Genomic DNA, 13,554 nt, shown 5'->3' on the forward strand with positions numbered 1-13,554 from the left:
ATGCAAAAGGGTTCACCGATTCCTCGATTTAATTCCTCGATTTAAGAAATAATTTCAGGAATAAATTATTTCAATGTATTTCTCAGTAAAATTTGGTTTTGCCAAGACAATGTGTTCTGACAGACAACAAACATTAAAATTCAAATTTTAACTAACAAAAGTCAAGTTTGGTCGATGAAATTGGACTATAAATCCTGTTTTTATTTTCCTGTGTAGTTAAAGGGGCTAATTTCTGACAGTTCTTTTTTTACTTCATCAGTCACGTCCAGAGTGGAAATAAAATCTTTCAATGAATCCTGGCTAATTTTATGATGGGTGCGGGTCAGGGTTTTTAAGGCTTCATAAGGTTTAGGATAACCTTCTCTTCTCAAAATCGTCTGAATGGCCTCTGCTACCACTGCCCAATTATCTTCCAGATCATGGTTGATCGCGTCCGTGTTGAGTTCAAGCTTCTCTATACCTTTACCCAAGGAAAGCAAGGAAATTAACATATGGGCCAGTGGTACACCCAAAATCCGAAGTACGGTGCTATCTGTAAGGTCACGTTGAAGTCTGCTGATGGGAAGTTTAGCGGAAAGGTGTTCGAATAGGGCATTGGCAATGCCAAAATTCCCTTCTGCATTTTCAAAGTCTATTGGATTTACTTTATGCGGCATCGCAGATGAACCGACTTCTCCGGCTTTGATACTTTGCTTGAAATAATTCATCGAAATGTATTGCCAAACGTCCCTGCTGAAATCCAAAAAAATCGTATTGATTCTTTTAAGGGAATCCATGTGTGCGGCCAAATGGTCATAATGCTCAATTTGGGTAGTAGGGAAACTCCTGTTAAGACCAAGTTTCTGAGATACAAAATCATCTGCAAATTTTTTCCAGTCGATTTGCGGATAAGCTACATAATGGGCATTCATGTTGCCGGTGGCCCCTCCGAATTTGGCAGCATAGGGTATGGAATGGAGTAGATCCAATTGCCCGTTTAGGCGGCTTACAAAGACCTGAAGTTCTTTGCCCAGGCGTGTTGGTGATGCCGGTTGGCCATGGGTTTTGGCCAGCATGGGTACGGAATCCCATTGCATGGATCTGTTGGCTATTTTTTCTTTAATTTCCAGAATTGCGGGTAAGATAATTTCCTGGATGCCATTCTTATACATTAGGGGAATGGCAGTATTGTTGATGTCTTGTGAAGTGAGACCAAAATGGATAAATTCGGAAACTTTTTCCAGTCCAAGGGAGGAGAAACGTTCCTTTAAAAAATACTCCACTGCCTTGACATCGTGGTTGGTGGTTTTTTCTATGTCTTTGATTGCCTGGGCATCTTTTTCTTCAAATCGCAATTCAATTTCCCGGATGGATTTAAAATGGGATTGGGTCACACTTTTCAATTGAGGCAGTGGTAGTTCGCAAAGGGCAACAAAATATTCGATTTCCACTTTTACCCTGTACCTGATCAATGCAAATTCAGAGAAGTATGCCATCAGAGGGCTTGTTTTTGAAGCGTAACGGCCGTCAATTGATGAAATTGCAGTAAGTGGGGTTAGTACCATATTCTAAAGGATCCATTTTTTAAAGCACAAAATTAATTTTTATTATTGAAATGCCGATGGTACTCCCGGAATTATTAAAATAAAAAAGGCCCCCGCAAACGAGAGCCTTAATAGTTAAACAAATTATCAGTTACTTAATAGTTGGGGTAGTTTCTAATTAGTTGTAAGCGCAAGGCATCTGCAGAATTGCTGTCGGCTTGCACCTTTCCTCTGATGATAAGGGTGTAAATTCTCCCTTCCCGAAGATGGATATCGTTGATTCTGGACAGTTCCTCGCCGTTGTCATTGGATCTTATAAAAAGGTCCGTTTCCCCCATGTCCACAGCAACAAAATCCGTGATATCCATAAAGGATTGATCACCGATCAGTGGGTCATCCTCATCCCTTTGGTAGACACTTACTTCGGGGCTGTCTGATGAAAGGTGCACCAAACGGATCAATGCTTTACCGGTATCTGGTGTTTTCAGACTGTCTTCGGTAAAAATGGTTTTGACTTGTGATCCATCTTCTGTCATAAAAAAGGAATATACTTTTTCTATTTCCAGATTGACGGTGGTATCCAGTACGGATTCTTGTGTTTCAGGGTCTTTAAAGGAGAAATCTCTTTCGCCGGTATAGAAATACCAATAATCAATATACTGACCAAAATCAAATGACTTTCGGTCATAAACCCTGTCATCTACCTCAATTTTGATTTCATTGTCTGCTCTGGTCCCATTGAAAAAAGAGACATAGGCCGTAGGGGTATTGTCAATGTTTTCCTGGTCTGTATCCAGACAGGAAAAAGTAAAAGGCAATAGGATTAGAATCCATGCCTTTTTCCAGGTGCTGCTGCTGTTGCTCAAGTAGTTTAACATTTTTGCTTTCATTCAATAGTTTGGTTTAATCTTCTGCCACCAATACGTTAACTGAGATGGAAGTGCTACAATACCCCGAAAAAATATTTTAAATCAAAAGGAGAACCTAAAAGTCTCACTGATAGTTAGCATAATAAATTAATTTTTTTGCCATTAGGTAAATGAAGCAGGACTGTTAATTTTGTACGATAAGACAATAAATATATAGCCATAAAAAAGATGTTATTTAATTTATTCAATAGGGAAAAATCCAGCAAAAAAGAAGACAATTATTTGACCCTGAGAATCAGGGAAACTGTGGTGGAAACAGCAGACACCATGACCGTATATTTCGAGCAGCCTGAGCCTTTTCTGGACTACCAGCCTGGGCAATTTCTGACCTTGATTTTAGAAATAAATGGCAAGCAAGAAAGGAGGTCTTACAGCCTTTGTACGTCTCCATTTGTAGATCCATTTCCAGGGATCACTGTTAAAAGGCTCAATGGTGGTCTGGTATCGAATTATATCAATGATCATTTCTTCCCCGGAAAGCGAGTTGCGGTAATGAAGCCCCTGGGTAATTTTGTAACAAACTATCATTCAGATAATCGGCAACATTATGGCTTGATTGCAGGAGGAAGCGGTATTACCCCCATTATGGGGATTTTAAAATCAATTCTGGTCAATGAGCCACATGCACAAATTCATTTGTTGTATTGTAGCCGCTCCAGGGAAATGATCATTTTTCGAGAGTTGCTGGAAGACCTTCAGGAGAAATTCCCGGGCAGGTTGGCGGTCAGCCATCAGCTGAGCCAACCTGAAGCAGGATGGGAAGGAGATAGGGGAAGGTTGGATCAGGAAAAAGTAAAACAGTTTTATCTGAAAAATTTCAAGTCTTTTGAAGCCAATCAGAAGTTTTTTGTTTGTGGCCCTGAGGGATTAATGGATATCAGCCAGGACGCACTCCGGCAACTGGGTATACCCAAAGAGTTGATCCTGAAAGAAAGTTTTCATTTGGAAAAAGAAAAATCGGCTCAGGAGGAAGATTTGACGGATGTGGTCAGCAGACCGGTGAAAATCATTCTGGAAGGGGAGGAGTATGCTTTCGATGTAGGGCCTAAAAAAACAATCCTGGAAGCAGGACTGGATGAGGGCCTGGACATGCCATATTCTTGTCAAAGTGGCTTGTGCACTGCCTGCATGGGAAAACTGATTTCGGGGGAAGTAAATATGGATGAGGATGCCGGTTTAAGTGAGCAGGAAATTAAATCAGGGTATATCCTCTGCTGTTCGTCCAAACCAAAGGGTTCTGATGTAGTCATTCAGATTGAATAATGGATAGGGAATTACTGATTTTGGAGTTAAAGAAAAAATTCAGGTTAATGGAGCAAAAAGTTTTGTTGTTGATTGCTGTTCCATTACCGTTTTTCTCCTTTGCCTATTTGTATACCAGTAGTGGGAACATGCAATTTGACATGCCTGCACTTCCTCAAATACTCAGTCATGTGATATTTGGACTTGTTGGTTTCCTTCTATTTTTCCAGTATTATGCTTTTCGCAAAAAAATAATGCTGATAAGGAATGCTCCTGCGACATTAAATGAAAAATTAACGCATTATGGCAAAGCGACATTCGGCAGGTATTGGAGTTTATTTTGGGCAGGACTATTGAGTGCAGTAGGCTTGTTTATTTTTGATAATCAGCTTTTTACCATTGCCTATGCCTTGAATTTGATTTTTATTTCAATCGGAAAACCCACACCCGACAGGATCATCAAAGCCTTGAAATTGAAAAAAGAAGAAAAGGACATGGTTTTTGAAATCAACCGAAGAGAAAATTAAAAACCTTGTCCTTTCCTGATGTATCAGATGGGTTGGATCACGATGTTTCCCGAGCTGATCTTACCTCTTATTGTAGGAAAATTCCCATTTTGGATTACCAGAGATTTTGATTTGGATTGCCGGTCTATCCGGATATTTCCGGAGCCAGCCTGCAGGTCAAAGTTGTATTGATCAAAATCACTGGCCGTGCTGATTTGAATATTGCCTGAAGAACCGTTTAACTGAGTAGATCTCCCCAAACCGGCATGGTCTGCTCTGATGTTTCCGGAAGTGATTTCCAGGCTGCCCAATTCTCCGATCCTATTCAGCCGGATGTTTCCGGAAGTAAGGCTGGCATTCAATAACCCAGTTACGGATTCTGCTTTAAGCTGTCCACTGGTTGCTTTAAAGTCCAGATCGCCTTTTATATCTGCTATTGAGGCATTACCGGATGTCAGCCTACAGGTCACATCTCCATTGATGTTTTGTAGGTTTAGGTTACCTGAACTGCCTTTGATCCATGTATTCCCGGTCAGGTTTGTGGCGTTGATCTGGCCAGAGCTTACTTCAAGATGAGTTTCGTTGGAAGTAATACCTGAGACCGCCAGGGAGCCAGATCCGGATTTAATATCCAGAATCATGTTGGCCGGACCTTTTAGATAAATCTGTTTTTTTGAATTCCAGCTTCCTTTGGGAGGATTGTAGGCGATTTTCAGGGTATTTCCAACAGTCACCATGAGCAGTGACTTATCGGAGATTTCATTGCTGCCCAACAAAGCTTCGAGAGACAACTCCTGTAGGCCTACCTGACCTTCATATTCTATGGCGATACCAGAGGATTTAATTTCCAACTTTTGTATTCCTGAAAATGACTTTTTGATGAGCTCCTGGGCCTGAACCGAAAGCATTCCCATTGAAAACAAGAGAGAAAGAAGTAAACTGAATTTAAAATGATTTTTCATGATAAAGTAGAGGATTTAATTAAAATACTATTCCAAAACTTACAGGGCTTAAGTCGGGGCTCAGGCTGTCGTGAAACAATGGATTTAGATCGTAAGTGGTGAAAAAGGTAATGCTTTTAAAACCAACTTCTCCCCTTATGCCATACCTGAAATTGCTTAGATAACTGCCTGCAGGTTCTTTTTCCTTTTTTCGGCCTGAGCCCCCGAGTTCCCGGTACACGAATTTACTTCTACCCCCCAGGCGGTAGCCTGCGTAGGGTCCAACACCAATGCGGAGCCCATTTCTTCCGTTGTCGTTAAGTTTGCCAAAATCCAGTCTGAACATGCTGAGAACGTTAAGGTATGAGGCCGATATTTTACTTTTAAATCCATTGACATCCGTCCTGTTGACCATGGTAATACCATCTTCAGAGCCAATGGCCTGGTATCTGGGGTTATCTAACTTAAAGTTATACCAGCTTACCCCCAGTCCAAAATCCCAATAGGCACCTTTGGTGAGTTTTTGACTTGCCATCCAGTGAAATCCCACGTTCCAGCTTCCCCAACCTTTGGGACTGAAAGGGGACCCGGCACCGGGGATAGTTCCATTTTGAAAATAGCTGTTGATTCCGAGATCAGTATTGAGGTAGGTTCTGAAAGAAGGGTCCTTTTTTTCTTTTGGGCCGGTTTCCATTTTCACCTTGGTTCGGCCTCCTGTTTCATCCACAATGATTTTATACCTGCCAATGTTGACCTCTGTCTCCCCTACATTTTCATAAATACTTACAATTTCTTTGTTGCCATCCTTTTGCCTCATCTCTATTACGGTAACTACACCTTCGTTTTCAGCTTCAGGTATATTTAGCTCTTTGATGATCTGGTTGATGTCCATGCTTTTTAGCCGTTCAAAGTCCTCTGGATTGTCCACGAGAAAAACCACCTTACCGGATTTTCCAAACTCTACGATAATGCTGTCATTTACTGGCTTATCTTCCGGAATGACAGGATTTCCAAATGCCAGCTGTACCAGGGCCATAAGTAGAATGGCGATAACATACTTTTTCATATTTGATGTTGTTTATACGATTATCTGTTTTCTTTTTTTTCTCTTTTGGTACCAAGTGAGGCGAAGAGATTGTTTTTTGCGTCTTGCAAATCGCCAAATCCCTGGTCAACTTTACTGAAAAAGCCTTCAATTTTGTTTTCCAGACCATCTACAATTTTCTCTTTTTCGGGTTGCAGGGCATAACCTCTGGATACAATCCTTACCGTATAGGCTTCCTCCCCTGCAACAGCTCCGGGATCCGGTCCGGACGGTGTATCTTCCAATGCCAGGTCAATATCCGGAACCGGGATGATTTCCTTCCATTCGGGTAAAATGTCAGGGCTTGCCTCAAGTGCCACTTCCTGTTTTCTGGAAGGGCTGGTGTTTTCCACTGGCTTGTTTGATGATTGACTTTTTATGGTCTCCTTTTGGTTGGAAAGTTGGCCATTGGCAGGTTTTTGCTGTTGCTCTTCCTTCTCCACCTTTACCTCAGGTTCTGTGACTTCGGCCAGATCAGTTAGATCATTCTTTTCCTCAGGGCTAAAAACCGTTTTGTCGTTTTCGTTTTTGTCATTTGAATCAAGGGAAATGGGTTTATTGACTTCGGGAATAGGAAGCTGAAGCAAAAACCAGCTGAATCCCAATATCAATACAGCTGCGGCTGCCCAGCCTTTCCAAAAGATAAGCATGGGCTTTCTTTTCTTTTCCAGTCTGGCTGAGATTTTCTCCCATACCCAATCATCAGGTGTTTCTTGATGCCCTGAGAGGGTTTGGCGGATTTTATCATCCAGGTTATTTTTTTTATCCTCCATTTTTCTTCTCTTTTTGTAGATTAGGTTTCAGCTTTTGCTGTAGCATGGTCCTTGCTCTGCTTAACTGTGATTTAGACGTGTTTTCAGCTATGTCCAGCATTTCTGATATTTCCCTGTGGGAATACCCTTCAATGGCATAAAGGTTAAAAACAGTCCTGTAGCCCAGAGGAAGTGTGGCAATCAAATGAAGCAGTTCTTCTGCACCGGAATTAAACAGCTCGGTATTGAAATCTATCACTTCATTTTGACCATCCAAATCTATTTCCATCCGTAATTTTTTGTTTTTTCTTAGCGTAAGCAATGCCTGGGTTACCATTATTCGCTTCATCCAGCCCTCAAAACTTCCTTCACTTTTGTATTGAGACAGCTTGTCAAATATTTTCATAAATCCTTCCACCAAAACATCCTGAGCCAGATCCCGATCTTTTATGTACCTCAGGCATATGGCCAGAAATTTTCCGGAATACAATTCGTACAACTCCCTATGGGCTAATCTTTCACCCTTTAGGCAAGCTTTGATCAAATCGTTTTCTTCCGTAAATCTGTTTTTGGCTGGCATTATTTATGGCTTACAATTAGGTAGATACATTTGGCCAGAGGATGGTTGCATGCCAGGATGAAATTAATCAAAAAAATTATTCCAATGGATAAGAATATCTTTTAAAAAATTGAAAATCAATTTTTTATGTTCAGTAAACCGCTTTGTAATCAATGCGTATTTGAATTTTATTCCATTTGCTTTTCTCCACCGTCAAAGGATGAATGTAGCTGTCCAGATCAAATACGTTTGCAAAATAACCATTTTCCTCTACGGTGAATATAGAGTACCTGCCGGGTGGTAATTCTACCTTAAAATAACCCTGCTCATCGGTTTCAACTTCTGCGACAAGCGGCGTTTCAATATCTCCAAAAAGATAATCACCCAGACTGGCCTGGTTGATATGCGTAAGCTGATGTATTCTTATGGTTCTTTTGGCAGGTTTCCCGTTCCCGGAGGCCGAAGACTGAGATTTTATATCGGAACTTTGGGGCATTTGATTACCTTCTACCCAAATAACCTGCCCCTCGATTCCTGCGGTTTGGTCGGAATTGGAAGATCGACCGGCATCCTCATTTCCTTGTTTATTAGTTGTTTTGTCGGATGGTACTGATATAGTTTTAGAGGACTTACAGGAATAAAGACATGCTGTGGCAAAAAGCCCATAAATGAATAATCTCACCACTGTTTTCATAAAAAATTATTAAAAATTTTTCAGTTAAATCGTTGCATTACATTAAGTGTGTCATTGCTGCCTATTTTAAATCCCTGTAAATAATTCAAAGGATTCCAGGTAATGGGGACAAATTGCATTCCAGCCCAATTTGTCCTTCAAAATTCCGGCCAGTTTTTCACTGGCTTGTTTTTCGCCATGCACCAGAAAGGTAAATTTAGGTTTGGAGATGAAGTTTTCACACCATCGGACCAGTTCTGTTTGGTCAGCATGGGCTGAGAGTCCGTCAATAAAGTGGATGCCTGCCTTTACAGGTACATCGATACCATATATCCTGCAAACTTTTTCTCCATCAAGGATTTTTCGACCCCGGGTGCCTTCAGGTTGGTAACCCACAAAAATCACACTGTCATTTTCATTGGGCAATCGATGGTACAGGTGATGCAAGATCCTGCCTCCGGTAGCCATCCCGCTCGCAGAAATGATGATGGCATCCCCCCGGATATGATTCAGGCTCATGGATGCCTCCTGATCCCTGTAGTAATGGAGATTTTTATGAAGAAATGGATTGGACTCCTGATCTTCTAACGAAGGCCCAAGATGATGGTAATGGGGGAAATTTTTATAAAGCCCCGTCACATCTATGGCCATTGGGCTGTCTACATATATGGGTATATCCGGTATTAAACCTTTTTCCTGTAAGCGGTGTAAGTAAAAAAGTATCATTTGTGTTCTTCCTACGGCAAATGAAGGTATCAGGGAGACGCCGCCATTCTGGTAGGTAGTCCTTATCAATTTTGCCAGCTCTTTGTCCAGGTTCTCGGATTCATTGGTTCTGTCTCCATAGGTGGACTCCACAAAAACAACATCTCCGAAGGGGATGTTAGCAGGCGGATTCAGGATGGGATCATGATAACGTCCCAGGTCACCCGAGAAGATAAGTTTCTTTTCCTGATGCTCACCTTTTATCTTTAACTTTAAAATTGATGCCCCAAGGATATGTCCTGCGTTATAAGCCAAAAGGCTGATGTAATCGTTCAGTTTTACCTCTTCTTCAAAAGAGATTGCCTGCAACAGGGGGAATACTTTTTCAGCATCTTCCTGAGAAAATAACGGCAAAGGTTTGGTATGTTTTGAATAGCCTTTTTTGGCTGCAAATTTCGCTTCCTCTTCCTGAAGTTTTCCGGCATCCAACAAAAGGATTTTTACCAGTTCCAGGGTAGGCTCTGTGCAAATAATCTGCCCTTTGAATCCCTCCTTGACAAATTTGGGAAGGTATCCGGAATGGTCAATGTGGGCGTGGGTTAACAAAACCATGTCTACTTCGGCAGGATCTGTCGGGAAACTGTCCCAATTCCGTAGCCTGTAATCTTTAAGCCCCTGAAACAACCCACAATCCACGAGCACCTTAAACCCACCTGCTTCAAGCAAAAACCTGGAGCCGGTAACTGTACCGGCCCCACCCAAAAACTTAACTTTTACATCCATTTAATTCTTCTTTGTTTGCAATCCTGAAAGTAAGAAAAAAGTGGGTGTAACGCATTGATTATTCCATAAAATACTTGTCCTGAAACATGCTTCTTGATAAGCTGTCGGCTTCAGATTGCCTGGGATCATTGATGCAATTCAAACATAGCAGACCGTCTTCATTGAACACCCAATGATGTCTGCTGCTAATATCCCTGGATTTGTAGCCATGCTGGACCAGGGTGTTTTTCAAAATCGGCAACAAAGTTCTGTCTATGACAAAAGGGGTATTCATGGGCAGGTAAAGTGTCTGATTCAATTTTTGCATGCGGAATTTTGCGGAATTGGGGAAAGTGAGAATTTTACTAAAAACCAAAACGCTGTCTTCCATTTGCAGGTTGTAATTCACAGAAGATGCATGGATTAAGGCATCCTCGCGGTCAGAGCCTTTGGAGGAGAACCGCTGCTCCAAATATATATTGTTTTTATCGTGTCTCCTTACCTGAAGATTGACCAGGCCCCAATCCTTATTTTCCAATATACCATCTTCACCTTTGATCAACAGGGTCCCCTCAGGCAACTCCATTTCCTTGTTAACCTCATGCACTGCATCAGCCTTAAATTGACTGATGATTTTTGGTGTTTGGAAGGAGCAGATCAATATACTCAAAACCCAAATCCCAAACATAACAAAACCGAACCGGCCATCTATGAGGTTTCTTTTGATGAGTACACTCAGGCCAAGGATTACCAGGGCGATGCTGGGAATCAATACGATAACAGCAGCAGCTATGGCCAGCCAAACGGGTAACAATTCTCCTACCGCATCAATGGGGAATCCATCCAGAACATAATTCCATCCGCTTTGGCTTACCAACTCGGAATATAATCCAAGAAAGGCAAGGGGTAAAATGATCAGGATCAAGCCGAGGAAAAATATGAAGAGTCCGAAGAGCACGCGTACCACCTCGAGCAGAAATCTTCCAAAAGGACCCAGGGCTTTACCAATACCATTTATGACCATGCCTAAAAACCGAAAAGGCGCTAAAACTATTGATTTGCCAGTAGACTCCTTTTGAGTTGGTTCCGAGGAAAGGTTTTGCTGAATGGTATTTTCAATGTTACTCAGGGTGATGGCCCCTCCCTTCATTTCAATTCTTTCCGTAATGGATTTGGCCATAGGAGTAATGATCCAGAGGATAAGGTACAACACAAACCCGGATCCCCCGGCAAAAATTAAACCCACGAAGGCCAGTCTCATCCAGATGACATCGATATTGAAATAAGCTGCTAAGCCACTTCCTACTCCCCCCATTACCCTGTCATCGGGGTTTCTATACAATTTTTTGATATTTTTGTCCTCTGGTTTTTCGTTGGATACAGGAAGGATGATCCAAAGCAGGATATAAGCAGCAACTGTCCACCAGCCAATGGCCATTCCCAAATTAAACCTGTCAGAAAAGAAAGGAATGGGAAAGGTATTAAAACTGAGTCCTCCGCTGAAAATCAATAATATGGCAATCAATCTGGTCCAAAGCGGATCAATAGATAGGTAGTTGGCGAAACCTGCACATACCCCACCCAAAATTTTCGAATGAGTTAGCCGGGTTAATTTTTTATAGCCTTTCCCGGAATTTTGATGTGGAGGAGTAATGTATTTGTAAAAATCATTGTGCCCTTCCTCCGCATTGTTTTCTTCCAGCATGTCATGTTCCACAGCTTTAAAATCCGCTATGGTTCCCATTTTATCAATAAGGTTGCTCACATTTTCTGCTGTGATGACTTGTTTGTTGTTTTTCAGGTTGCTGAGAAAGATTTCAGCGATCCGGTTTTCTATGTCCGTAATAATTTCCTGATTGTCTTCATATAGCGAGAAGTGCTGATTGATGGCATCGAGATAATGCTTTAGCGAAGTATACCCATCTTCCTCGATGTGAAATAATATCCCGCTGATATTTATGCTTATTGTCTTTTTCATGATTTTCTATTGCTAAGGTTAAGAAAATTAAGTTTAATAACCTGAATGCTGCTATTGGTTTTTCGGTTTTTTGAGTATTTGATTGACAGAGCTGTCCAGGTCCAACCAGGTCTTATCGAGTTCTTTCAAAAAATCATTTCCTTTTTGGGTGATGGAATAGTATTTTCTGGGAGGTCCCGTCTCGGACTCCACCCATTTATACTTGGCCAGTCCGGAGGTTTTTAGCCTGTTTAGTAGCGGGTACAGGGTGCCTTCCACAACGATTAGTTCCGCATTTTTGAGTTCATCTATCATATCAGTGGCATAGACTTCACCCCTGGCAATAATATGTAAAATGCAGAATTCCAATATTCCTTTCCGCATTTGGGTTTGGGTGTTTGAAGCTTTCATTTTCTCTGGATTAGTAGCTTTTTGGGGATTGAACCCATCTTTATCTTTTCTATTTACCCTTGTACAAGAAAAATAATACCAATTTTTTAACAGGTACCTTGTAATACCTGTTTCTATCTGCCTCTTTGGTATTGGCCAGGACTGAATCTGTATCAAAATGCGTTATTTGCTCCATAAAGCGCATATCTCTTTATCCAAACAAAAGGGAAATTTTATTCTCAAATTTAAGCATAGCGTTAAAATTTCGTAAAGCAACTGAAATGAAGGCTGTCTGCGAACAGTTTTATGTCCGTTTTTGAACATGACAGTTGCGGTGGCCAGTAAATTTTTTAATTTCAAAATATTTCCATTGCCTTTTTCTTTTTACTTTGCATCAGAATTATTATTTAATCTTATGATTTCCAGGGCTAATTTTTGTGTGTTGGTAGGGCTGTTGCTGTTTGGATCCGTCAGAGGACAGGGAATAGCCCCTAAATATTCCAACGAATTCATGAATATTGGTATTGGTGCCAGGGCACTTGGCATGGCGGGTGCGCAGGTTGCTGCTGTCAGTGATGTGACTTCAGCATATTGGAATCCCGCAGGATTAATTGGCGTATCCCATGAACATGAGTTTGCCCTCATGCATGCGGAATATTTTGCGGGTATAGCCAAGTTTGATTTTGCAGCCTATACCACCAATATACAGGAGGACAACCAGATAGCCATATCCATGATCCGTTTTGGAGTAGATGATATCCCAGATACCCGCTTTTTATATGATGCCAACGGGGCCTTGAACTACAATAATATTCAATTTTTCAATGCGGCAGATTATGCGCTTTTGTTAAGCTATGCCAGGGATGTCAGCGATAACTTCAAATTTGGTGTCAATACCAAAATTATCCATAGAAATGTAGGTAAATTTGCCAAAGCCTGGGGGTTTGGTTTGGATTTTGGTGCCATTTACCTGTGGGAGGATTGGCGAATTGGGTTGATGGCCAGAGATGTGACCACAACTTTTAACGCCTGGTCCCACAATGCAGATTTGGTTAGGGAGATCTATTCCCAGACACAAAATGAAGTCCCCATAAACAGCATTGAGCTGACGCTTCCCAGGGCTATTTTAGGCCTAGCCAAACATTTCGAAATTACACCTGAAATTAGTCTCCTTGCCGTGTTGGATTTGGACCTTACCTTTGATGGGCAGCGCAATGCTTTGTATGGAAGCAGGATTTTTAACGTTGATCCAAAAATGGGCCTGGAGCTGGATTACAAAAATACAGCCTTCTTCCGGTTTGGGGCCGGTAATTTTCAAAAATTGAATAATTTCGATGGTACGAAATATACCAGTGTACAGCCAGGTTTTGGTTTGGGATTTAAAGCCAGTGAAAAGGTATTGATCGATTATGCCTTGACTGATATTGGAAGTATTTCTGAAACCCCATTCTCTCATGTTTTTAGCGTAAAGGTTTCATTGAATCCTTTAAAGGAAGATTTCAGGATTTATAGGGGTTGGGAAAACAATTAA

13 protein-coding genes are annotated in these 13,554 nt (G+C 41.3%); 3 read left to right on the forward strand and 10 right to left on the reverse strand.

The annotated features are described in order from the left end of the window. Nucleotides 1–200: 200 nt before the first annotated feature. Both purB and G9Q97_RS01980 read right to left on the reverse strand, forming a co-directional pair. A complete protein-coding gene (gene purB, locus G9Q97_RS01975; RefSeq protein ID WP_166142597.1) occupies nt 201–1,544 on the reverse strand; it encodes an adenylosuccinate lyase in 1,344 nt (447 codons plus the stop codon). A 134-nt stretch (nt 1,545–1,678) separates the two neighbouring features. Further along, on the reverse strand, nt 1,679–2,413 hold the full coding sequence (locus tag G9Q97_RS01980; protein WP_166142599.1) for a DUF4397 domain-containing protein: 735 nt from the start codon (nt 2,411–2,413) through the stop codon (nt 1,679–1,681). A gap of 207 nt (nt 2,414–2,620) precedes the next feature. Between G9Q97_RS01980 and G9Q97_RS01985 the strand changes: the two genes are divergently transcribed. Together G9Q97_RS01985 and G9Q97_RS01990 are read left to right on the forward strand one after the other, a co-directional pair. Next, nucleotides 2,621–3,715, forward strand: a complete 1,095-nt coding sequence (locus G9Q97_RS01985; RefSeq protein WP_166142601.1) for a ferredoxin--NADP reductase — start codon at nt 2,621–2,623, stop codon at nt 3,713–3,715. Between the two features lie 47 nt (nt 3,716–3,762). Next, entirely contained in the window at nt 3,763–4,221 is a 459-nt protein-coding gene (locus G9Q97_RS01990; RefSeq protein WP_246255327.1) for a hypothetical protein, read from the forward strand. Nucleotides 4,222–4,244: 23 nt separating this feature from the next. Here G9Q97_RS01990 and G9Q97_RS01995 read toward each other — a convergent pair whose 3' ends face one another. The 8 genes from G9Q97_RS01995 to G9Q97_RS02030 all read right to left on the reverse strand — a co-directional run bounded on the left by G9Q97_RS01995 (nt 4,245) and on the right by G9Q97_RS02030 (nt 12,044). Then, nucleotides 4,245–5,162: a DUF4097 family beta strand repeat-containing protein gene (locus tag G9Q97_RS01995; protein ID WP_166142605.1), complete on the reverse strand. Its 918-nt coding sequence runs from the start codon at nt 5,160–5,162 to the stop codon at nt 4,245–4,247. Between the two features lie 19 nt (nt 5,163–5,181). Beyond that, nucleotides 5,182–6,207: a hypothetical protein gene (locus tag G9Q97_RS02000; protein ID WP_166142607.1), complete on the reverse strand. Its 1,026-nt coding sequence runs from the start codon at nt 6,205–6,207 to the stop codon at nt 5,182–5,184. 20 nt (nt 6,208–6,227) lie between these two features. Next, nucleotides 6,228–6,998, reverse strand: coding sequence for a hypothetical protein (locus G9Q97_RS02005; protein WP_166142609.1), 771 nt, complete (start codon nt 6,996–6,998; stop codon nt 6,228–6,230). Then, on the reverse strand, nt 6,988–7,557 hold the full coding sequence (locus tag G9Q97_RS02010; RefSeq protein ID WP_166142611.1) for an RNA polymerase sigma factor: 570 nt from the start codon (nt 7,555–7,557) through the stop codon (nt 6,988–6,990). Before G9Q97_RS02010 ends, G9Q97_RS02005 begins: the two co-directional genes overlap by 11 nt. A gap of 130 nt (nt 7,558–7,687) precedes the next feature. Then, nucleotides 7,688–8,230 (reverse strand): peptidase associated/transthyretin-like domain-containing protein, encoded by a 543-nt coding sequence (locus tag G9Q97_RS02015; protein ID WP_166142613.1) that lies wholly within the window; start codon nt 8,228–8,230, stop codon nt 7,688–7,690. A 66-nt stretch (nt 8,231–8,296) separates the two neighbouring features. Next, nucleotides 8,297–9,697: an MBL fold metallo-hydrolase RNA specificity domain-containing protein gene (locus G9Q97_RS02020; RefSeq protein ID WP_166142615.1), complete on the reverse strand. Its 1,401-nt coding sequence runs from the start codon at nt 9,695–9,697 to the stop codon at nt 8,297–8,299. 58 nt (nt 9,698–9,755) lie between these two features. Further along, entirely contained in the window at nt 9,756–11,654 is a 1,899-nt protein-coding gene (locus G9Q97_RS02025) for a PspC domain-containing protein (RefSeq protein ID WP_166142617.1), read from the reverse strand. Nucleotides 11,655–11,705: 51 nt separating this feature from the next. After that, on the reverse strand, nt 11,706–12,044 hold the full coding sequence (locus G9Q97_RS02030; RefSeq protein WP_166142619.1) for a PadR family transcriptional regulator: 339 nt from the start codon (nt 12,042–12,044) through the stop codon (nt 11,706–11,708). Between the two features lie 394 nt (nt 12,045–12,438). Here G9Q97_RS02030 and G9Q97_RS02035 point away from each other — a divergent pair, with 394 nt between their 5' ends. Then, entirely contained in the window at nt 12,439–13,554 is a 1,116-nt protein-coding gene (locus tag G9Q97_RS02035; RefSeq protein WP_166142621.1) for a putative type IX sorting system protein PorV2, read from the forward strand.

It is taken from the genome of Cyclobacterium plantarum, from assembly GCF_011290685.1.
GTDB classification, from domain to species: Bacteria; Bacteroidota; Bacteroidia; order Cytophagales; family Cyclobacteriaceae; genus Cyclobacterium; species Cyclobacterium plantarum.

Coding starts and splice junctions, on each gene's coding strand:
- purB (WP_166142597.1), bottom strand. CDS start 1,544: ATGGTACTAACCCCACTTACTGCAATTTCATCAATTGACGGCCGTTAC.
- G9Q97_RS01980 (WP_166142599.1), bottom strand. CDS start 2,413: ATGAAAGCAAAAATGTTAAACTACTTGAGCAACAGCAGCAGCACCTGG.
- G9Q97_RS01985 (WP_166142601.1), top strand. CDS start 2,621: ATGTTATTTAATTTATTCAATAGGGAAAAATCCAGCAAAAAAGAAGAC.
- G9Q97_RS01990 (WP_246255327.1), top strand. CDS start 3,763: ATGGAGCAAAAAGTTTTGTTGTTGATTGCTGTTCCATTACCGTTTTTC.
- G9Q97_RS01995 (WP_166142605.1), bottom strand. CDS start 5,162: ATGAAAAATCATTTTAAATTCAGTTTACTTCTTTCTCTCTTGTTTTCA.
- G9Q97_RS02000 (WP_166142607.1), bottom strand. CDS start 6,207: ATGAAAAAGTATGTTATCGCCATTCTACTTATGGCCCTGGTACAGCTG.
- G9Q97_RS02005 (WP_166142609.1), bottom strand. CDS start 6,998: ATGGAGGATAAAAAAAATAACCTGGATGATAAAATCCGCCAAACCCTC.
- G9Q97_RS02010 (WP_166142611.1), bottom strand. CDS start 7,557: ATGCCAGCCAAAAACAGATTTACGGAAGAAAACGATTTGATCAAAGCT.
- G9Q97_RS02015 (WP_166142613.1), bottom strand. CDS start 8,230: ATGAAAACAGTGGTGAGATTATTCATTTATGGGCTTTTTGCCACAGCA.
- G9Q97_RS02020 (WP_166142615.1), bottom strand. CDS start 9,697: ATGGATGTAAAAGTTAAGTTTTTGGGTGGGGCCGGTACAGTTACCGGC.
- G9Q97_RS02025 (WP_166142617.1), bottom strand. CDS start 11,654: ATGAAAAAGACAATAAGCATAAATATCAGCGGGATATTATTTCACATC.
- G9Q97_RS02030 (WP_166142619.1), bottom strand. CDS start 12,044: ATGAAAGCTTCAAACACCCAAACCCAAATGCGGAAAGGAATATTGGAA.
- G9Q97_RS02035 (WP_166142621.1), top strand. CDS start 12,439: ATGATTTCCAGGGCTAATTTTTGTGTGTTGGTAGGGCTGTTGCTGTTT.